The sequence below is a fragment of the Nocardia sp. NPDC059177 genome, assembly GCF_042755165.1.
Classification (GTDB): Bacteria; Actinomycetota; Actinomycetes; order Mycobacteriales; family Mycobacteriaceae; genus Nocardia.
This window is the reverse complement of the sequence record NZ_JBHZBX010000006.1, coordinates 40,434-59,040: the sequence shown is the minus strand read 5'-3', so window position 1 is coordinate 59,040 and position 18,607 is coordinate 40,434. Positions and strand designations below refer to the sequence as shown.

21 protein-coding genes are annotated in these 18,607 nt (G+C 68.9%); 12 read left to right on the top strand and 9 right to left on the bottom strand.

The genetic code is table 11. From position 1 onward, the window contains the following. The first annotated feature begins 182 nt into the window (after nucleotides 1–182). Nucleotides 183–1,943, top strand: a complete 1,761-nt coding sequence (gene arc / locus ACFXK0_RS09660) for a proteasome ATPase (RefSeq protein WP_379409581.1) — start codon at nucleotides 183–185, stop codon at nucleotides 1,941–1,943. 104 nt (nucleotides 1,944–2,047) lie between these two features. Beyond that, nucleotides 2,048–2,185, top strand: a complete 138-nt coding sequence (locus ACFXK0_RS09655; protein WP_379409580.1) for a hypothetical protein — start codon at nucleotides 2,048–2,050, stop codon at nucleotides 2,183–2,185. A 61-nt stretch (nucleotides 2,186–2,246) separates the two neighbouring features. Here ACFXK0_RS09655 and ACFXK0_RS09650 read toward each other — a convergent pair whose 3' ends face one another. Next, entirely contained in the window at nucleotides 2,247–2,927 is a 681-nt protein-coding gene (locus ACFXK0_RS09650) for a peptidylprolyl isomerase (protein WP_379409579.1), read from the bottom strand. Nucleotides 2,928–3,017: 90 nt separating this feature from the next. After that, on the bottom strand, nucleotides 3,018–4,136 hold the full coding sequence (locus tag ACFXK0_RS09645) for a methyltransferase (RefSeq protein WP_379409578.1): 1,119 nt from the start codon (nucleotides 4,134–4,136) through the stop codon (nucleotides 3,018–3,020). A 90-nt stretch (nucleotides 4,137–4,226) separates the two neighbouring features. Here ACFXK0_RS09645 and ACFXK0_RS09640 point away from each other — a divergent pair, with 90 nt between their 5' ends. Both ACFXK0_RS09640 and ACFXK0_RS09635 read left to right on the top strand, forming a co-directional pair. Further along, a complete protein-coding gene (locus ACFXK0_RS09640; RefSeq protein WP_379409577.1) occupies nucleotides 4,227–4,595 on the top strand; it encodes an arsenate reductase family protein in 369 nt (122 codons plus the stop codon). A 166-nt stretch (nucleotides 4,596–4,761) separates the two neighbouring features. Continuing rightward, entirely contained in the window at nucleotides 4,762–5,070 is a 309-nt protein-coding gene (locus ACFXK0_RS09635) for a hypothetical protein (protein WP_379409576.1), read from the top strand. Here ACFXK0_RS09635 and ACFXK0_RS09630 read toward each other — a convergent pair. The 3 genes from ACFXK0_RS09630 to ACFXK0_RS09620 all read right to left on the bottom strand — a co-directional run bounded on the left by ACFXK0_RS09630 (nucleotide 5,060) and on the right by ACFXK0_RS09620 (nucleotide 6,874). Continuing rightward, on the bottom strand, nucleotides 5,060–5,593 hold the full coding sequence (locus tag ACFXK0_RS09630) for an NUDIX domain-containing protein (RefSeq protein WP_379409575.1): 534 nt from the start codon (nucleotides 5,591–5,593) through the stop codon (nucleotides 5,060–5,062). The genes ACFXK0_RS09635 and ACFXK0_RS09630 overlap by 11 nt on opposite strands. A 19-nt stretch (nucleotides 5,594–5,612) precedes the next feature. Continuing rightward, entirely contained in the window at nucleotides 5,613–6,488 is an 876-nt protein-coding gene (yidC, locus tag ACFXK0_RS09625; protein WP_379409574.1) for a membrane protein insertase YidC, read from the bottom strand. An 86-nt stretch (nucleotides 6,489–6,574) separates the two neighbouring features. Continuing rightward, nucleotides 6,575–6,874, bottom strand: coding sequence for a DUF6412 domain-containing protein (locus tag ACFXK0_RS09620; protein WP_379409573.1), 300 nt, complete (start codon nucleotides 6,872–6,874; stop codon nucleotides 6,575–6,577). Between the two features lie 90 nt (nucleotides 6,875–6,964). On the opposite strand from ACFXK0_RS09620, the gene ACFXK0_RS09615 reads away from it, so the two are divergent. Then, complete coding sequence (locus ACFXK0_RS09615; protein WP_379409572.1) at nucleotides 6,965–7,693, top strand: TetR/AcrR family transcriptional regulator; 729 nt, start codon at nucleotides 6,965–6,967, stop codon at nucleotides 7,691–7,693. On the opposite strand, the gene ACFXK0_RS09610 is transcribed toward ACFXK0_RS09615, so the two are convergent. Both ACFXK0_RS09610 and ACFXK0_RS09605 read right to left on the bottom strand, forming a co-directional pair. Further along, nucleotides 7,694–8,881: a DUF418 domain-containing protein gene (locus tag ACFXK0_RS09610; protein WP_379409571.1), complete on the bottom strand. Its 1,188-nt coding sequence runs from the start codon at nucleotides 8,879–8,881 to the stop codon at nucleotides 7,694–7,696. Nucleotides 8,882–8,974: 93 nt separating this feature from the next. Next, nucleotides 8,975–9,550 (bottom strand): alpha/beta fold hydrolase, encoded by a 576-nt coding sequence (locus ACFXK0_RS09605; protein WP_379409570.1) that lies wholly within the window; start codon nucleotides 9,548–9,550, stop codon nucleotides 8,975–8,977. 92 nt (nucleotides 9,551–9,642) lie between these two features. Between ACFXK0_RS09605 and ACFXK0_RS09600 the strand changes: the two genes are divergently transcribed. The 6 genes from ACFXK0_RS09600 (at nucleotide 9,643) to pafA (ending at nucleotide 15,250) form a co-directional block, all read left to right on the top strand. Next, nucleotides 9,643–10,233, top strand: a complete 591-nt coding sequence (locus ACFXK0_RS09600; RefSeq protein ID WP_379409569.1) for a TetR/AcrR family transcriptional regulator — start codon at nucleotides 9,643–9,645, stop codon at nucleotides 10,231–10,233. Nucleotides 10,234–10,302: 69 nt separating this feature from the next. After that, the gene (dop, locus tag ACFXK0_RS09595) at nucleotides 10,303–11,802 is read left to right on the top strand and encodes a depupylase/deamidase Dop (protein ID WP_379409568.1); all 1,500 of its coding nucleotides are present in this window, start codon (nucleotides 10,303–10,305) and stop codon (nucleotides 11,800–11,802) included. A 121-nt stretch (nucleotides 11,803–11,923) separates the two neighbouring features. Beyond that, a complete protein-coding gene (locus ACFXK0_RS09590) occupies nucleotides 11,924–12,118 on the top strand; it encodes a ubiquitin-like protein Pup (protein ID WP_019047503.1) in 195 nt (64 codons plus the stop codon). Further along, nucleotides 12,115–12,960 carry a proteasome subunit beta gene (gene prcB / locus ACFXK0_RS09585; RefSeq protein WP_379409567.1) on the top strand — a complete coding sequence of 282 codons (846 nt, stop codon included), beginning with the start codon at nucleotides 12,115–12,117 and terminating at the stop codon, nucleotides 12,958–12,960. The genes ACFXK0_RS09590 and prcB overlap by 4 nt, the downstream gene beginning before the upstream one ends. Then, nucleotides 12,957–13,727, top strand: coding sequence for a proteasome subunit alpha (gene prcA, locus ACFXK0_RS09580; RefSeq protein WP_379409566.1), 771 nt, complete (start codon nucleotides 12,957–12,959; stop codon nucleotides 13,725–13,727). Before prcB ends, prcA begins: the two co-directional genes overlap by 4 nt. Before the next feature lie 164 nt (nucleotides 13,728–13,891). Next, nucleotides 13,892–15,250, top strand: a complete 1,359-nt coding sequence (gene pafA, locus ACFXK0_RS09575; RefSeq protein ID WP_186817494.1) for a Pup--protein ligase — start codon at nucleotides 13,892–13,894, stop codon at nucleotides 15,248–15,250. A gap of 94 nt (nucleotides 15,251–15,344) precedes the next feature. Here pafA and ACFXK0_RS09570 read toward each other — a convergent pair whose 3' ends face one another. Beyond that, nucleotides 15,345–15,980, bottom strand: a complete 636-nt coding sequence (locus tag ACFXK0_RS09570) for a TetR/AcrR family transcriptional regulator (RefSeq protein ID WP_379409565.1) — start codon at nucleotides 15,978–15,980, stop codon at nucleotides 15,345–15,347. 137 nt (nucleotides 15,981–16,117) lie between these two features. Here ACFXK0_RS09570 and ACFXK0_RS09565 point away from each other — a divergent pair, with 137 nt between their 5' ends. Beyond that, the gene (locus ACFXK0_RS09565) at nucleotides 16,118–17,269 is read left to right on the top strand and encodes an acyl-CoA dehydrogenase family protein (protein WP_379409564.1); all 1,152 of its coding nucleotides are present in this window, start codon (nucleotides 16,118–16,120) and stop codon (nucleotides 17,267–17,269) included. 22 nt (nucleotides 17,270–17,291) lie between these two features. On the opposite strand, the gene ACFXK0_RS09560 is transcribed toward ACFXK0_RS09565, so the two are convergent. Continuing rightward, a complete protein-coding gene (locus tag ACFXK0_RS09560) occupies nucleotides 17,292–18,506 on the bottom strand; it encodes an IS110 family transposase (protein ID WP_379409563.1) in 1,215 nt (404 codons plus the stop codon). Nucleotides 18,507–18,607 lie beyond the last annotated feature (101 nt).

Genomic DNA, 18,607 nt, shown 5'->3' with positions numbered 1-18,607 from the left:
CTTTCGGCTCGATGGGCGAGTGCACTCCTCGAGTGCCCCGCACGGGGGTCTTAGGGGAGCCTAACATGCGGGCGGATAGGGTCGTCACCGTACAAGATGTGATCACGACGAAACCATGTCGGAAAGCGAGAACGGACCGCGCCCGGTAGCGTTGAAAGACCGGGACTGGGAGGAGCAGCATCATGAGCCCCAACGAGAATTCGGATTCGGCGGCCTGGCGAGAGCTCGAGGCGGTACGCGCCGAGGCGGCTGCTCTCCGCAGGCAACTCGCCGACTCGCCGGATCGCGCACGCGAATTGGAAGCACGGATCGATTCGCTGACCATCCGCAACGGCAAGTTGATGGACACGCTCAAAGAAGCGCGTCAGCAGCTGATCGCCCTGCGTGAGGAAGTCGATCGCCTCGGACAGCCGCCCAGCGGCTACGGCATCGTCATCCACACCTACGAGGATCAGACGGTCGACGTCTTCACCTCCGGTCGCAAGATGCGCCTGACCTGCTCGCCCAATATCGACGTCGCCACCCTCGAATACGGCCAGACCGTGCGGCTCAACGAGGCGCTCACCGTGGTCGAGGCCGGGAACTTCGACGCCATCGGCGAAATCGGCACGCTGCGTGAGATTCTCGACGACGGCCGCCGCGCGCTGGTGGTCGGCCACGCCGACGAGGAACGCGTGGTGTGGCTGTCGGGCCCGCTGTCCAAGATCGCCGAGTACGACGACATGGACGACCCCGATTCCCCGATTCGCAAACTGCGCCCCGGTGATTCGCTGCTGGTCGACACCAAGGCCGGCTTCGCCTTCGAGCGCGTGCCCAAGGCCGAGGTGGAAGACCTTGTGCTGGAAGAAGTCCCCGACGTCGGCTACACCGACATCGGTGGTCTCGGCCGCCAGATCGAGCAGATCCGCGACGCGGTGGAACTGCCGTTCCTGCACAAGGATCTGTTCCGCGAGTACGCGCTGCGCCCGCCCAAGGGTGTGCTGCTCTACGGCCCGCCGGGCTGCGGTAAGACCTTGATCGCCAAGGCCGTTGCCAACTCGCTGGCCAAGAAGATCGCCGAGGCCCGCGGTGAGGACGCCAAGGAGGCCAAGTCCTTCTTCCTCAACATCAAAGGCCCCGAGCTGCTCAACAAGTTCGTCGGTGAGACCGAGCGCCACATCCGGATCATCTTCCAGCGGGCGCGTGAGAAGGCCTCCGAGGGCACGCCGGTGATCGTGTTCTTCGACGAGATGGACTCGATCTTCCGCACCCGAGGTTCGGGTGTGTCCTCCGATGTGGAGACCACCGTTGTGCCGCAGCTGCTTTCGGAGATCGACGGTGTCGAAGGCCTGGAGAACGTCATCGTGATCGGCGCCTCCAACCGCGAGGACATGATCGACCCCGCGATCCTGCGGCCCGGCCGCCTGGACGTGAAGATCAAGATCGAGCGGCCGGACGCGGAGTCGGCACAGGACATCTTCTCGAAGTACCTCACCGAGACGCTGCCCCTGCACGTCGACGATGTGCGCGAGTTCGACGGCGACAAGGCCGCCTGCGTGGACGCGATGATCGAGAAGGTCGTCGACCGGATGTACGCCGAGAGCGACGACAACCGGTTCCTGGAGGTCACCTACGCCAACGGTGACAAGGAAGTCCTGTACTTCAAGGACTTCAACTCCGGCGCGATGATCCAGAACATCGTCGACCGGGCCAAGAAGTACGCGATCAAGTCGGTGCTCGACACGGGTAACCCGGGTCTGCGCATCCAGCACCTGTTCGACTCGATCGTCGACGAGTTCGCCGAGAACGAGGACCTGCCCAACACCACCAACCCCGACGACTGGGCCCGGATCTCGGGCAAGAAGGGCGAGCGGATCGTCTACATCCGTACCTTGGTCACCGGCAAGAACGCCTCGGCCAGCCGGGCGATCGACACCGAGTCCAATACCGGTCAGTACCTGTAACCATCACCGACCCGACCGGCCGCGTTCCGTACAGGAACGCGGCCGTTCGTCATTTCGTTCGTTTATTTTCCGGAAAACGCTGCGCTCCGAAGTGTGGATAGGACATGCTTCACATGTTCTTCCCACCTGATGAGGACTCGTACCCGAGGAGTGTTGCCATGACCGGTTCGGCCGCCGATTTCCTGACCGAAGTGATCTTGCAGACGATCCAGAACCTGTTCAGCTCGATCAGCGCGGGCTGATCCCACCAGCCACGACGAGGGCCGCGTCTCCCCATCCGGGAGACGCGGCCCTCGGTCGTTGTCAGCCCTGTGCGGTGGTCACCGCGTCGAGGACGACCTCGGCGACCGGGGTGCCGTCCGGGCCACCGCCCACCACGCCGGCGTCCGCGATCGTGGTCACGACGTCCAAGCCGTCGGAGATCCGGCCGAACGGGGTGTAGTTCGGCGGCAGCTGGGTGTCCTGGTAGACCAGGAAGAACTGGCTGCCGTTGGTCCCGGGGCCCGCGTTGGCCATCGCGACGGTGCCCGCCGGGTAGACCGCGCCGGCGAGGTTCTCGTCACCGAACTGGTAGCCGGGCCCGCCCATGCCGGTGGCGGTCGGGTCGCCGCACTGGAGCACGTAGATGCCCTCGGTGGTGAGGCGGTGGCAGCGGGTGTGGTCGAAGTAGCCCTCGCCGGCCAGGAACACGAAGGAGTTCACGGTGCGGGGCGCGGCGGCGGCGTCCAGGTCGATGGTCACCGTGCCGCAGGTGGTGTCGAGCGTGGCGGTGTAGGCGGCCGCCGGGTCGATGGCGAGCGCGGGCTCGGCGGGCCACTGCTTGCCGTTGGGCTGACCCGCGACGGCAGGGGTGCACCCCGGGACCACCGTCTGCTGGACAGGCGCGGTCTGGGCGGCCGGGGCGAGTGCCACCAGGGTCGCGACGGCGGCGCCGAGGCCGAACGCGGTGCGGCGGAGGGATCGGTGCTGCGGATGACTGCTCACCTGGATGGTGTCTCCTCGAATGCGGTGGTGCCGGACGATGTACCGCGCATCCTGCCAGTAGCGCGCGTCACACGGGTGGGGACGGCCGGATCACGCCCGCGCGCGCAGCCGCCACAGCGATGTCGTCTCGGCGGTGCGGGCCGCGGCGAGCGGGTCGTCGCGGTCGCCCGCGCGGGGATGCCGGGGGCGGGTGGTGAGCCGGGCCAGCACCTCGAGCCCGGCCTCGCCGAACAGCGCGGGCAGTGCGCCGGCCGGGCGCAGACCGAGCAGTTCGGCCAGATCCGACAGCACCAGCCAGCCTTCGCCGCTCGGTGTCAGGTGTGCGCGCAGGCCGTGCGCGAACTCGGTCAGCATCGACTGATCCCGGTCGTAGACACCACGTTCCAGATCGGAGGTGGGCTCGCCGGGCAGCCACGGCGGATTGCACACCACCAGATCGGCGCGCCCGGACGGATAGAGGGCCGGACCGGTGACCTCGATCCGGTCGGCGTACCCGAGCCGCTCGATGTTCTCGCTCGCGCAGCGCAGCGCGCGCGGATTGATGTCGGTCGCGGTGACCCGCGAGATCCCGCGCCGGGCCAGCACGACGGCGAGCACGCCGGTGCCGGTACCGAGGTCGAATGCCGTGCGCGCCGCGGGATTCAGCGGCGCGTCGGCGACCAGGTCGACGTATTCGCTGCGGGTGGGGGAGAAGACGCCGTAGCCGGGATGGATGCGCGCGCCGAGCGCGGGCACCTCGACGCCCTGCTGCTGCCAGCGGTAGGCGCCCAGCACTCCGAGCAGTTCGGAGAAGGCTACGACGCGGGCCCCGGGATTCGGGCCGTAGGCGGCGAGGCAGGCCGCGCGGACCTCGGGGGCGCGGCGCAGGTGCAGGTCGTTGTCGTCGAGGACGACCAGCAGCCGGCCGAGAATGCCCGCGCGCGTGCGTTTCCGGTCCCGCTCGTGTTCGTAGCGTGCGGTGAGGTCGCCGGTGGGCGGCCTTTTCGCGGCCCGGTCGGCGCGGCGGCCCAGCGCGGTCAGCAGCTGGCGGCCGTTGTGGAAATCGCCGTTCCAGAGCAGGGATTCGCCCGCGCGGATACGGCGGTAGGCCTGGTCGGCGGCGAGGGTGTCGTCGGCGACGGTCACGGTGCGCGGTGCGGGCGCGCCGTTCTCGGAATGCCAGTGGGCGGTGCGAGGGGTGTGGTCTTCGGTCCAGGCGATGGTGGACACGGGTGTCTCCCGATGGTCGGCGGTCTCCAGTCTCCCGTATCCGGCCGCGGTGGCGCCGTCCGGGTCGGACCGCGCGATTACGCTGGGACCATGACGTCTGGGCACACCGAGATCTGGCACAACCCGCGCTGCACGAAGAGCCGTCAGGCCACCGCCCACCTCGACGAGGCTGGCGTGGACTACACGGTGCGGCGCTACCTCGACGATCCGCCGACCGTCGCTGAGCTGCGCGCGGTACTCGAGCGGCTGGGCGCGCAACCGTGGGACATCACCCGCACCGGCGAGGACATCGCCAAGGAACTCGGCCTGTCCGGGTGGGGGCGCACCGAGGCCGATCGGGAGCGCTGGCTGGCCGCGCTGGCCGAACATCCGAAGCTGATCCAGCGCCCGATCGTGCTGACCGCCGACGGTGGCGCGGTGGTCGCCAGGGACGCCGAAGCGCTGCGCAAGCTGGACTGAGCGACGATAGCTCGAAGGTAACTATTCGAGTACGGACGTAACATGGTAAGCGGATCTCATGATGTAGGTCACATCAGCGGGACACCCCGTCCCGAGGCCATATCGGACCGAGCGTGGATCTGCCGGCAGGTTGCGAGAGCGGGATCTCCACGCGTGGGAGGTTGTCATGAAATCGCTTCGCAAGATCGCCGTCGCCGTCTCGGCCGCCGGGCTCATCGGTGCCTCGACCCTGCTCGCCGGGCCCGTCCAGGCGCAGCCGCCGGGGCACTGTTCGGTGAACCCGATCGCGGGCACCGGCGCGTTCTCCATGTGTGGTGATCCGGTCTGGCACCAGGTGCGCGTCACCTGCTGGGCCTGGTGGAACTGGTTCAGCAGCTATGAGCGCTACGGTCAGCCCGCGTTCGGCGGCTTCCACTCCGAAACCGCCTGTGACCTGCCGTTCAGTATGCAGACCTGGCAGGTGATCACGTTCTGAGCAGCTGCGCCAGCAGCAGCCGGGTGTCGGGCACGAACGGCCAGTCCGGATCACGCAGGCGCGCACGCAGTTCGGTGATCTCGCACCACCAGCCCTCGGCGATCTCCGAGGGCTGGTGGTGGATCGGCCCGTCGTAGCGCACCTCGTAGCCGAACAGATGGCAGCGCAGCGGCCTGCCCACCCAGCTGCCGTCCCAGGACGCGCTCGCCCGCAGCGGCAGCACCGTGCCCGTGGGCAGGGCGATACCGAGTTCCTCGCGCAGTTCGCGGATCGCGGTGTCGGCCGGGTCCTCGCCCGCGTCGACCACGCCGCCGGCCAGGCAGTCGTGCAGGCCGGCGAAGACGAGTTTGCTGTCGGTGCGCCGATGCACGTACACCCGCTCACCGTCACCGGATCGCACGAGCACGCCCGCGCTGGCATGCCAGAGACCGTCGCGGTAGACGGCGCCGCGCTCGGCGGCGCCGGTCACCCGGCCGGTGGCGTCGTAGACGGCGAGCAGTTCCGATTCCGGGGACGTCGACACTGCCCGAGACTAACGCGGGTCAGCGGCGGCGTGGTTTCGCGCCGGGTCGCGGGGCAATGGCACGCGCTGCCGCCGTGGCAGTCGCTGCCACGGCGGCTTCCTCCGCGGCGAGCACGCGCCGGAGCAGATACTGCTGCGCGCAGGTCCACGCGGCATTGGTCGCGAAATAGACCAGCACGACCACGGGCATGATCGCCCCGCTGACAAGCGCGCCCGCCGGGAGCACCCACAGCGACAGGGTCCGCAGCACGGTGGCGGTGCTGTCGGTGCCGACCGGCGCGAAGCGGGCGGTGAGATGGGTGGACACGGCCGCGATCAGCACCAGCGGCACGGCCAGGGCCGCCACCGAGACCAGCAGCTCGCCCGCGCCGGCGACCGTCGCCGACAGCGGTGCGCCCAAGAGCCGGGCGTCGAGGAAGGCGCGGACCTCGGGGGCACCGAACAGGTAGTTGGCGGTCGCGCTGTTCGTCTCGGCCGACAGCGGGGAACTGGTCGAGGCGAACGGGCCGACGGTATAGGCGCCGGTGCGGTCGAAGGAACGCAGCACGTGGAACAGGCCGAGAAACACCACGCCCTGGCCGAGCAGCGGCAGGAATCCGGCGAACGGGCGCACACCGTGCTCGCGATGCAGTTCGCGGATCGCGGTGGCCAGGGCGCGCGGGTCGTCGCGGTGCCGGTGGCGGAGGCGGTCGGTGCGTGGTTGCAGTGACCGCATGATCGCCTGCGATCTGGCTTGGCGCAGCGCGGGCCCGATCAGCAGTGCGCGCACCGTCGCAACCAGTGCGACCACGGCGAGCAGCCAGGCGAGCCCGTCGGCGGGACCGAGGGGGAGGGCGAAGAGCTGGTGCCAGCACCAGAGCACGGCGGACACGGGGAAATAGACGATATCGAGCATGACGGAACGACCTGTCCGGACAGCGTGCGCGCACGCACGGCAAGGGGAGTGGGATCACGGAATCCGACAGGCGCCTCGGCGTCCTGTCAGCGGTGATCGGCTCCTGGTGCGCGTGGCCGTGGGCGGCCAGCGGTGTCCGGATTGCTCTGGGGGAGGAATGCGCCGCGTAAACGGCGCTGGGCCGAGCGCGGCGGGCCTGCGGTGGCGACCCGGATCGGCAGCTGTTTGCGGGTGGTGATCGCGGCGAGCGCGCACACCATCGCCGCGGCGACGGCGCCGGCCGCGAGGAACCGGGCGTCCGTACCGCCCGGCGCGGTGACGAGCACGAAGGCAGGCAGCAGGCACGCGAGGACCGCGTAGGCCATCACCATCGCCCGTGCTTGCATGCCGACGAGCATACCGGTCGTGGCCGGGTCCAGGCGTTTTGGTGGTACGCGGTGTCTCGGTCACCGCTGCCGCCGCGTATCGTAGGGGCTGTGACTGCACCCTCCGCCCAGGCCGCGCAGCCCGTCGGCGACGGGCGCGCCACCCGCTGGCACGGGCACAAGGCCCGCCGCCGCGCGGAGATGATCGATGCCGCGGTCGAGGTGATCGAACAGCACGGGCTCGAAATCTCGGTGCAGCTTATCGCCGAGCATCTCGCGCTGCCCCGGCCGGTGGTCTATCGCCATATCGGTGGTCGCGCCGAACTCGACGCGCTGGCCCGCAGGCGCATCCTGGAACTGCTGCTCGCCGAGCTGCTGCCCGCGTTGCAGCCCACCGGCACGCTCAAGGACGCGGTGCGCGGCGCCGTCGGCACCTACCTGGACTGGATCGAACTGCACCCGAACCTGCACAGGTTCCTCGGCGACGCGCCGCAGGAGAGCGGTGCGGGCGGGCTGTCCGGTGCGGGCCGTGAGGTCGGTGGGCAGCTGGCCGACATGTTCGCCGCCACCCTGGCCCGCTTCGGCATCGACCCCGCCAGGGCCAGGCCGATGGCCTTCGGCATGGTCGGGCTCGTCGACGGGGTGGTCGCCAGCTGGCGGGCCGAACCGGAACCGGTGCTCGGCGCCGAGCAGATCCAGGGCATCCTCACCGAATCGGTGCTGTCGCTGTTCGAGGGCAATGCCCGCAGTCTCGGTGTTCCGCTGCAACGGGATTCGCTCGTCGCCGATCTGCTGGTGGCGCCCGACGCGGCGCCACCGCCGGCCGAGCGGCTGCGCTGATCAGCCGTTCGGCGCGACCAGCCGGTAGGTGCGGTGCCACAGCCACTCCACCGGTCCGCGCTCGAAGCGGCGCAGCCACAGGTGGGCGCAGACGCTGATGGCGGCGATGACGACCAGATAGACCGCGATCGTGAACGGCACCCGCGCCTCGGCGGACACGCGAGCCGCCAGCCCGAAGCCCCAGCCGTAGCAGAGCAGTCCGGCCAGCAGATTCTGCAGGATGTAGCAGCTCAGCGCGGTGCGGCCGACCTCGCCGAGGCGTGCGCCGGCGAACCCGGTCCGTGGTCTGCGCAGGTAGAACTCGGCGACCGCGGCCAGGATGCCGAGCGAGACCAGCGGCGCGATGCCATAGCGGGTGAACAGCACCAGGTCGCCGCCGATACCGACCCCGATGATCAGGTCCAGTGGTGCCGCGACACCGAAGCCGATCAGCATCAACCTCCGGCGCAGGCGCGCGCCCTCGGGCCGGAACACCCCGGCGTGGAACAGCCGGGCACCGAGCAGGAACAGCGCCACCGACATCGGGAACACGAACACCGCTTCCAACCGGAACTCGAGGGCGTGGTCGAGGCGGAACAGCACCAGATCCCAGAACGAGCCGTCCGCATAGGGATTCGGGTCCAGCGGTGCCGAGCGCGCGCCGTCGCCGGCCGGGACGGCGGCCAGTGCCACCGCGATGAGTGTCAGCATCGTCACGTGCACCGCGGCCGCGATGATCAGCCAGCGCCGCTGTGCGCGCGGGCCGGTCGCCAGCAGGTAGGCGACCACCAGGCCGGTGACCGCGTACCCCATCAGCACGTCGAACTCCGCGACCAGCAGGAAGTTGACCAGACCGTCGAGGAACAGCAGCCCCGCCCGCCACGGATACCGGCCCGGCCAGCGCCGTCCCGCCCGCTGCGCCGAGGCCTGCTGGATCGCCAGGCCGATGCCGAACATCACCGTGAGCAGCCCGAGGAACTTGCCCTGCACCAGCTGCTGGAGCACGCGTTCGGTCCACTGCCAGCCGTTCTCGGCGGCGCCACCGAGCCCGTCGACATACCCGACGAGCCCGGCCGGATCGGTGAAGATCCAGATATTGGTGCCCAGGGTGCCCAGGATCGCGATGCCACGCAGGACATCCAGAGCGATCAGCCGCCCGGGGCGATCCGGGCGAACGGGTGGTGCGAGCTGCTGCGCGGTGTCGCTCATGCATCGAGTATCGCGACGAGTCCGCGCCCCCGGATCGCCCCCGAGGACGACCCGCGGTCCACCCAGTGACGGACCCCGGGTCCCCCGTCCGGCTCAGTCGCGCTGGGCCAGAATCTCTTCCACCAGCGCGACCGCTTCCGGCAGCTCGATGTGATCGTCGGGGTGGGCGCCGAGGTGACCACCGCTGGGCAGCACCAGGGCGCGTGCGCCGAGCCCGCGAACCAGTTGCTGGACATGCCCCATCGGATCGGCGGCGTTGACCGGGTCGTCGATCGCCGACAGCAGCCGGAAGTCGGTGGCGGCAGCCCGGATTCGTGGCCAGTCGAACGGGCCGTCGAAGAACTCGGCGAGGATGTCGTAACCCACCTCGTGCGCCGAGGCCGACACCAGTACCGCGCCGGCGAACGGCGTGCCCGCGTGCTGCTCGAGCATGCGCAGCACGTTGACGCTGCCGATGCTGTGGCCGACCAGGACGGTGTCGGCCGGATCGGCGGCCGTGGCCGCCGCGGCGAGGGTCGCGCGCCACGGCTCGAGGTGCGGCGCACCGGGTTCGGGCAGGTCGGGGATCACGACCTGGTGGCCGAGCGCGGTCGAGGCCGCGGTGAACCAGGGAAACCAGACGCTGTCGCTGCGTGCCTCGAACCCGTGGGAAACGACGATGGTGCTCATCGAAACAGTCCTCCATAAAATCAAAACGCTCCGTAGCGTTTCGATAAAGATAGCAGCGAACTAGAGTGAGGAGAAGTTCTCGTGGAGGTGACATGGGCGACAAGGCACGGACCGGTGGCCGGATTCGCAGCGACGCGGCGCGCGCCGATGTCCTGCGGGCCAGCGCCGAGATCCTGGAGGAGCACGGCTACCGCCGGATGACCGTCGAGAGTGTCGCCGCGCGTTCCGGTGTCGCCAAGAGCACCATCTACCGCTGGTGGCGTTCGCGGGCCGAACTCGCCATGGACGCCTACGCCGAGGCGGTCGCCCGGCGGATGCCGGAGCCCGATACCGGTGCGGTGGCATCGGATCTGGTCGCCTTCGTCACCGAGCTCTACCGGGTCACCGAATTCCCGGTCCGCGCACAGGCTCTGCGGGGAATGATGGCCGAGGCGCAACTCGATCCGGAGTTCGCCAGGCATTTCGGCGAATGGATCGGCACGCGGCGTGCCGTGGTCGTCGCGATGCTGGCGCGCGGGGTCGAGCGCGGCGAACTGCGCGCGGATGCCGGCCTGGACCTGGCGGCCGACCAGCTGTTCGGGGTGTTCTGGTACCGGTTGCTGGTGGACCATCGCACGCTGTCCCCGGAGCAGGCGGCGGGGGATGTCGCCCAGTTGCTGAGCGGTGTGCGGGCACGCGGCTGAGCTGGGCGGCGGGGGTGGCTCGGGCCGAGATGGCGATGTGGGTCCGGCGCGTCGCCTAGGCTCGACAGCATGCAGCGCATCATCGGAATCGAGGTCGAGTACGGCATCTCGACCCCCACGGAGCCGACGGCCAACCCGATCCTCACCTCCACCCAGGCCGTGCTCGCCTACGCGGCCGCCGAAGGGGTGCCGCGCGCCAAGCGCACCCGATGGGACTACGAGGTGGAATCCCCGCTGCGTGACGCGCGTGGTTTCGACCTGAGCCGGATGAGCGGGCCCGCCCCGGTGATCGACGCCGACGAGGTCGGCGCGGCGAACATGATCCTCACCAACGGGGCCCGGCTCTATGTCGACCACGCGCACCCGGAGTACTCCGCGCCCGAGGTCGTCGACCCGATGGACGCGGTCATCTGGGACAAAGCCGGCGAGCGGGTGATGGAGGCCGCCGCCCGGCACGCCTCCAGCGTCCCCGGCGCGCCCCGCCTGCAGCTGTACAAGAACAATGTCGACGGCAAGGGTGCCTCCTACGGCACCCACGAGAACTACCTGATGAGCCGCGACACCCCGTTCAGCCACATCATCGCCGGGCTGACCCCGTTCTTCGTCTCCCGCCAGGTGATCTGCGGGTCCGGCCGGGTCGGCATCGGCCAGTCCGGTGACACCGCCGGCTTCCAGCTGTCCCAGCGCGCCGACTACATCGAGGTCGAGGTCGGCCTGGAGACCACCCTCAAGCGCGGCATCATCAACACCCGCGACGAACCGCACGCCGACGCCGACAAGTACCGCCGCCTGCACGTGATCATCGGTGACGCCAACCTGGCCGAGATGTCGACCTACCTCAAGGTCGGCACCACCGCGCTGGTCCTCGACCTGATCGAGGCGGGCGAGGACCTCTCGGAGTTCCAGCTGGCCCGCCCGGTCACCGCCGTGCACCAGATCAGCCACGACCCCACGCTGCGCGCCACCGTCGCGCTGGCCGACGGCCGCGAGCTGACCGGCCTTGCGCTGCAACGGCTCTACCACGAGCGCGTCGCCAAGTTCATCGACCGCGAAGGCAACGACGACCCGCGCGTACGCGACATCGTCGACAACTGGGCGATGGTCCTCGACCTGCTCGAACGCGATCCGCTGGAATGCGCCAACCTGCTCGACTGGCCCGCGAAACTGCGTCTGCTCGAGGGCATGCGCAGCCGCGAGGGGCTGGGCTGGGCCGCGCCGAAACTGCATCTGATGGACCTGCAGTACTCGGATGTGCGCCTGGACAAGGGCCTCTACAACCGCCTGGTGGCGCGCGGGTCGATGAAGCGGCTGGTCAGTGAGCAGCAGGTGCTCGACGCGATGACCAAGCCGCCGACCGACACCCGCGCCTACTTCCGCGGTGAGTGCCTGCGCCGCTTCGGTGCCGATATCGCCGCCGCCAGTTGGGATTCGGTGATCTTCGATCTGGGCGGCGATTCGCTGGTGCGCATTCCCACCCTCGAGCCGCGCCGGGGGACGAAAGCGCACGTCGGGAAGCTCCTGGACGCCGCGCAGAGTGCCGCCGAGCTGGTCGACCAGCTCACTCATTGACCCGGTTCGGCGGCACGGTCGGGCGACAATCCGATCGCTAATAGACCACCTTGTCGGATCCGCTCGGTAGGGTTGAGGAACTAGCACGAACATCGTGATGAGGAAGAGGAGGTCGGCTGCCATGGCACAAGAGCAGACCAAGCGCGCCGGGGGTGGCGACGAGGACGAGGGTCCCGAGGGCGTCGACGCCGCTGGGCAGGAGCGCCGCGAGAAGCTGGCGGAGGAAACCGACGACCTGCTCGACGAGATCGATGACGTGCTCGAGGAGAACGCCGAGGACTTCGTGCGGGCCTATGTGCAGAAGGGCGGCCAGTGACCTCAGGTGATCCGTTGCGCCTCCACGCGGGGCAGGCTCTCTCCTCGTTCACCGAACACCTGCGGATGCATGCACCGGACCTGTTGCCCGGCAACAGGTTCGGTGCGTCCGAGCTGACCGCCTCGGCCGATTTCGCGCCGCACGGTACGACGATCGTCGCGGTCAGCTATCGCGGCGGTGTGTTGCTCGCCGGCGACCGCAGGGCCACCCAGGGCAACCTGGTGGCCTCGCGCGACATGGAGAAGGTGTACATCACCGACACCTTCTCCGCGGCGGGCATCGCGGGCACGGCCGGGCTGGCGGTGGAGATGGTCCGGCTGTTCGCGGTGGAGCTGGAGTACTACGAGAAGATCGAAGGCGTGTCGCTGACCTTCGACGGCAAGGCCAACAAGCTGTCGAAGATGGTGCGTGACAACCTGCCCGCCGCCATGCAGGGGCTGGCTGTGGTGCCCCTGCTGGTCGGGTTCGACGACCAGGTCACCGACCAGGACAAGGCCGGGCGGATCGTGTCCTTCGACGTGGTCGGTTCGCGCAGTGAGGAACGGTTCGGCTACACCGCGGTCGGCTCCGGCTCGATGTTCGCCAAGTCGTCGCTGAAGAAGACCTACCGGCACGGACTCGACCAGGAACAGGCGCTGCGGATCGCGGTCGAATCACTGGTCGACGCCGCCGACGACGACACCGCCACCGGTGGGCCCGACGCGTTGCGCGGGATCTACCCGACGGTGGTGCTCGTCGACGCCGACGGCGCAACGGAGGTGGCCGAGGATCGGCTCGGCGCGATCACCACGGCGATCGCGGCCGACCGCGCGGCCGCACAGAACGGGGGTGCCGGCGCATGACGCTGCCTTACTACGCCTCGGCCGAGCAGATCATGCGCGACAAGACCGAGCTCGCCCGCAAGGGCATCGGTCGCGGTCGCAGTGTGATCGTGCTGGTCTACGACAAGGGCGTGCTGTTCGTCGCGGAGAACCCGTCGGCGACCCTGCACAAGATCAGCGAGCTCTACGACCGCGTCGGGTTCGCTGCGGTCGGCAAGTACAACGAGTTCGAGGCCCTGCGCCGCGGCGGCATCCTGCAGGCCGACCTCAAGGGCTACCAGTACGACCGGCGCGATGTCACCGGCCGTGGCCTGGCCAACCTGTACGCGCAGAGCCTGGGGTCGATCTTCACCGATCAGCTCAAGCCCTACGAGGTGGAGCTGTGCGTGGCGGAGGTGGGGTATCCGGAGCAGTCGCCGGCCTCGGTGCTGTACCGGATCACCTTCGACGGGTCGATCGTCGACGAACGCGAGTACGTCGTGATGGGTGGCACCACCGAGCCCATCGTGACCGCCCTCAAGGCCGCCTACCAGCCGGGACTGTCCCTCGACGACGCGCTGAAGGTGGCCATCGGGGCGCTGCAGGCCGGTCAGCCCGAGGCCGACAAGGACAAGCGCTCGCTCGGCGAGGCCTCCCTGGAGGTGGCCACGCTCGAGCAGGCCAGGCCGCGGCGGGCGTTCCGCCGGCTGCAGGGCCCGGCCCTGCAGAAGGCACTCGGCGGTGCGCCCAAGGCCAAGGCCGTGAAAGAGGCGAAGCTGCCCGAACCCGAGGACGACGCCGGGAAGTAGCCCGCTGTCATGATCAAGTCGGGCCCGCGAACCAGGACGGTTCGTGGGCCCGATTTCGCCGTGTGTGCTGCGGCGCAGCACTGTCCGAATCGTTGTGAACACGTATGCAGATGGGTTGTCCGGAGCGCCGCACGGGCACTGGTCATGGCTGTAGTGTCGATAGTGTGCAGCGACGAATCATGGGGATCGAGACCGAGTTCGGTGTGACATGCACCTTCCACGGTCACCGTCGGCTGTCCCCCGACGAGGTGGCCCGGTACCTGTTCCGCCGGGTGGTGTCCTGGGGCCGTAGCTCTAATGTCTTCCTTCGCAACGGTGCCAGGTTGTACCTCGACGTCGGATCACATCCCGAGTACGCGACCGCGGAATGCGACAGCCTGGTGCAGCTGGTCACCCACGACCGCGCCGGTGAGCGGGTCCTGGAGGACCTGCTGATCGACGCCGAGCAGCGCCTGGCCGAGGAGGGTATCGGCGGCGACATCTACCTGTTCAAGAACAACACCGACTCCGCGGGCAACTCCTACGGCTGCCACGAGAACTTCCTCGTGGTGCGCGCGGGTGAGTTCTCCCGGATCTCGGACGTGTTGCTCCCGTTCCTGGTCACCCGCCAGCTCATCTGCGGTGCGGGCAAAGTGCTGCAGACGCCCAAGGCGGCCACCTTCTGCCTGTCCCAGCGTGCCGAGCACATCTGGGAGGGCGTCTCCTCGGCGACCACCCGCTCGCGCCCGATCATCAACACCCGCGACGAGCCGCACGCCGACGCCGAGAAGTACCGGCGCCTGCACGTGATCGTGGGCGATTCGAACATGGCCGAGCCGACGACGATGCTCAAGGTGGGCACCGCCTCGCTCGTGCTGGAGATGATCGAGGCGGGCGTCTCCTTCCGCGACTTCGCCCTCGACAACCCGATCCGCGCGATCCGCGAGGTGAGCCACGATCTCACCGGTCGCCGTCCGGTCCGGTTGGCCGGTGGCCGCCAGGCCAGCGCCCTCGAGATCCAGCGTGAGTACTACGCCCGCGCCGTCGAGCACCTGCGCAATCGCGATCGCGACCCGCAGGTCGACGCCGTGGTGGATCTGTGGGGCCGCACGCTCGACGCGGTCGAGGCGCAGGATTTCGCCAAGGTCGACACCGAGATCGACTGGGTGATCAAGCGCAAGCTGTTCCAGCGCTACCAGGACCGCTACAGCATGGAGCTGTCCGATCCCAAGATCGCCCAGCTGGATCTGGCCTATCACGACATCAAGCGTGGTCGCGGCGTGTTCGACTTGCTGCAGCGCAAGGGGCTGGCCAAGCGGATCACCGAGGACGAGGCGGTCGACGCCGCGGTGGAGACCCCGCCGCAGACCACCCGTGCCAAGCTGCGTGGTGATTTCATCACCGCCGCCCAGGAAGCCGGCCGGGATTTCACCGTCGACTGGGTGCATCTGAAGCTCAACGACCAAGCGCAGCGCACCGTGCTGTGCAAGGATCCCTTCCGGTCGGTCGACGAGCGTGTCGATCGGCTGATCGCCTCGATGTAGGCGAACCCCCGAGACGGGGGGATGTCGACGGGACCGGTGGCGCATGGGAGCGAATGCGTAGGCGCCACCGGTCCCGTCGTGTGTCCGCGGGTGCTCAGTCCGTGCGGACCACGGTGGCGTAGGTGCCGCTGAGGCCGGTGACGAACGCGGTCAGGGCCAGCTCGAAGCTGTCGTCGTCGATCTCGTCGGCGACCGCGCGCAGCAGGTGCGCCTGGTTCAGGTGCGGGTAGCGGTCCCGGTAGACCTGCACGTCGTCGGCGAATCCGCCCGCGAACGAGCCGACCGTCGAACCCATCACCAGGTAGCGGGTGGCCGCGCCGATCATGGTCGCGTAGCGCGGTGGCCAGCCCGCGCCGACCAGCCCGCCGTGCACGGCGTCGGCCGCGCGCAGGTTCTCCGCGCGCCGGCCGGGGCCGGTGGCGAGGTAGGGCACGAAATTCGGGTGCGCGACCAGCGCCGAGCGGTAGCTGCGGGCCCAGGCTGCCAGGCCCTCCGGCCAGGGCAGCGTGTCGAAGCCGGTGGTGTCGACGTGGCTCATGACGGCGGTGGCGATGTCGTCGAGCAGGTCGTCCTTGTTCGGGTAGTGGCCGTACAGGGAGGCCGCCTGGACGCCGAGTTCGGCTGCCAGTTTGCGCATGGAGACCTCGGCGAGGCCGTCGCGGTCGATCATGGCCAGCGCGGTGTCGCGAATGCGTTCGCGGCTCAACAGCGGTACGCGCGGCCTGGCCATGCGCCACTCCTGTCTGCTCGGGTCGGTCGGAATGTCGAACGCTATCACCGATGGCCGTGCCGGCCCTTGATGAACCGAACGGCGTTAGGATACGGTGCCCGAGTAAACCTAACACCGTTTGGTTCAGGAGTGATCGGATGGATCTCGCACTCAGCCCGGCGCAGCACGATCTGCGTGAGCTGGCCCGCACCTGGGTGGACAAGGAAGTCGTGCCGTACGCCGCGCAGTGGGACCGGGACGAATCGGTCGACCCGGCGATCGTCGGCAAACTCGGCGCACTGGGATTCCTCGGGATCGGGATCGACGAGCAGTACGGCGGGTCCGGCGGTGACGCGCTGGCCTACTGCGTGCTGCTGGAAGAACTCGGGCGCGGCGACAGCGCGGTGCGCGGGATCGTGTCGGTGTCGCTCGGGCTGGTCGGCAAGTCGATCGCCGCCTACGGCACCGAGGAACAGCAGGCCCGGTTCCTGCCGCCGCTGTGCGCGGGCGAGCAGCTCGGCTGCTTCGCGCTCACCGAGCCGGGGACCGGGTCCGATGCCGCGAATCTGAGCACCCGCGCCACCCGGGACGGGGCGGACTGGGTCATCGACGGCACCAAGATCTTCATCACCAACGGCACCTGGGCCGATGTCGCGCTGGTCTTCGCGCGCACCGGGGGACCGGGACCCAAGGGCGTGACCGCGTTCCTCGTGCCGACCGACGCGCCCGGCTTCGGCCGTACCGAGATCACCGGCAAGCTCGGTCTGCGTGGGCAGGCCACCGCCGAGCTGGTCCTGGACCGGGTCCGGGTGCCCGACGCCCTGCGGCTCGGCGACGAAGGGCAGGGGTTCCGGATCGCCATGGCCGCCCTGGACAAAGGCCGGATCGGCGTGGCCGCGGGCTGCGTCGGGCTGGCCCGCGCCTGCCTGGAGGCCTCGGTGCGCTACGCGGGGGAGCGCGAGCAGTTCGGCAAGCCGATCGCGGGCTATCAGCTGGTGCAGGAACTGCTCGCCGACATGGCCGTGGAGACCGAGGCGGCGCGGCTGCTGGCCTGGCGCGCCGCCGATCTCGTCGACCGGGGCGAACCGTTCGGCACCGCCGCGTCGATGGCGAAGCTGTTCGCCTCCGAGGCCGCGGTGAAGGCGGCGAACAACGCGATCCAGGTGTTCGGCGGCTACGGCTACATCGACGAGTTCCCCGTCGCCAAATACCTGCGCGACGCGCGCGTGCTGACCCTCTACGAGGGCACCACCCAGATCCAGAAACTGCTCATCGGCCGCGCCCTCACCGGCGTGAACGCCATTGTCTGACACAGGACTCTCAATGACCGTGTCAAGCCGCAGCAGCAACCGGTACCGGGTTGCCGAGGGTGAACTCACGCTGGTCTCGCAACAGTGCCCACAACACGTCGACCAAACGTCGGGCCAGGGCTAGGAGGGCTTGGGTATGGATCTGACGCTCGCTGCGTTTGCGGTCGTAGAACCGCCGCGAGGGCCCGTTCTCGTAACGCAGACTCGACAGCGCAGCCATGTAGAACACCCTGCGCAGTCGCCGGTTGTAGCGCTTCGGACGGTGCAGATTGCCCGAAACCCTGCCCGAGTCGCGAGGCACCGGGACCAGGCCGGCATACGACGCCAACCGGCCCGCGCTGGCGAAATTGGCCAGCTCACCACCGGTGCCAACGAGGAACTCAGCGCCCAAGCCCGGCCCCATCCCGGGCAACGACTCGATGATCCGCGCCCAGGGATGTTCCCGGAAACGGGCCGTGATGAGCTTGTCGGTGTCCTTGATCTCGCGATCGAGGTCGAGCAGTTTCCGGGCGATCCGTTTGACCAACATCGCGGTGTCGGCCTCGCCCGGCAGGGTCAGGCTTTGTCGTCCGGCGGCCTCGACCGCAGTGGCCGCGGTCTTGCCGATCCCGGGTTTCCAGGCCCCGTTGTCAGTCAAATATGTTGCGACACCATCAATTCCGGTGCCTCGGATCTCGGCTGGGGTGCACATGCCGGCGACAAGGATCAACGGTGTCCGGCTCGAGTAGTCGAATGCGGCCTCGAGTGCGGGGAAGATCGAGCCGAGCAGGGAACGGAGCCGGTTGATCCCGGCGACCCGGTCCGACATCAGATCGGTGCGGTAGCTGGTCAACTGAGTCAACCCGACTACCAGCTCGTCGGGCATCGTGACCTGGCTCAGGTCCCGGCGCATCCGGGCGGTTTCGGCGATGACCTTCGCGTCCTTGGCGTCGGTCTTGGCTTCGCCGCGGAACCCGTGGGTCATGGTGTTGACTACCCGGCCCGGCACATAGGTCACCGTCTGATCAGCGGCCAGCAACACCGTGATCAGCAGCAACGCCAACGGAGAAGTCAGATCGATCGCCCACCGCACCCGGTCGGCGGCCTTGTCGGCGCGGGCGATCAAGGCTTCGATCGCGGCCTGATCGTTGCCGAACTTGTGGCTGAACAGCGTTTTTCCGGTCTCGTCGACTGCGCAGGCGTGATGCGACTGCTTGCCGACGTCGATTCCGACCCATATCTGAGGCCGAGTTGTCACCCGCGTGCTCCTGACTCGAAAGCGGTTACGCCCGTGGACAACCCCGCCGACAGATCCCTAAACAGCGACGATCCGCAACAAGCTCTCAATCAGCAGCCGGA

Bases quoted from the DNA above. Each gene is read 5' to 3' on its own strand.
- ACFXK0_RS09635 (WP_379409576.1), top strand. From the start codon at position 4,762: ATGAAATCGCTTCGCAAGATCGCCGTCGCCGTCTCGGCCGCCGGGCTC.
- ACFXK0_RS09565 (WP_379409564.1), top strand. From the start codon at position 16,118: ATGGATCTCGCACTCAGCCCGGCGCAGCACGATCTGCGTGAGCTGGCC.
- ACFXK0_RS09620 (WP_379409573.1), bottom strand. From the start codon at position 6,874: ATGCAAGCACGGGCGATGGTGATGGCCTACGCGGTCCTCGCGTGCCTG.
- ACFXK0_RS09570 (WP_379409565.1), bottom strand. From the start codon at position 15,980: ATGGCCAGGCCGCGCGTACCGCTGTTGAGCCGCGAACGCATTCGCGAC.
- arc (WP_379409581.1), top strand. From the start codon at position 183: ATGAGCCCCAACGAGAATTCGGATTCGGCGGCCTGGCGAGAGCTCGAG.
- prcA (WP_379409566.1), top strand. From the start codon at position 12,957: ATGACGCTGCCTTACTACGCCTCGGCCGAGCAGATCATGCGCGACAAG.
- ACFXK0_RS09655 (WP_379409580.1), top strand. From the start codon at position 2,048: ATGCTTCACATGTTCTTCCCACCTGATGAGGACTCGTACCCGAGGAGT.
- ACFXK0_RS09610 (WP_379409571.1), bottom strand. From the start codon at position 8,881: ATGAGCGACACCGCGCAGCAGCTCGCACCACCCGTTCGCCCGGATCGC.
- yidC (WP_379409574.1), bottom strand. From the start codon at position 6,488: ATGCTCGATATCGTCTATTTCCCCGTGTCCGCCGTGCTCTGGTGCTGG.
- ACFXK0_RS09600 (WP_379409569.1), top strand. From the start codon at position 9,643: ATGGGCGACAAGGCACGGACCGGTGGCCGGATTCGCAGCGACGCGGCG.
- ACFXK0_RS09605 (WP_379409570.1), bottom strand. From the start codon at position 9,550: ATGAGCACCATCGTCGTTTCCCACGGGTTCGAGGCACGCAGCGACAGC.
- ACFXK0_RS09640 (WP_379409577.1), top strand. From the start codon at position 4,227: ATGACGTCTGGGCACACCGAGATCTGGCACAACCCGCGCTGCACGAAG.
- ACFXK0_RS09590 (WP_019047503.1), top strand. From the start codon at position 11,924: ATGGCACAAGAGCAGACCAAGCGCGCCGGGGGTGGCGACGAGGACGAG.
- dop (WP_379409568.1), top strand. From the start codon at position 10,303: ATGCAGCGCATCATCGGAATCGAGGTCGAGTACGGCATCTCGACCCCC.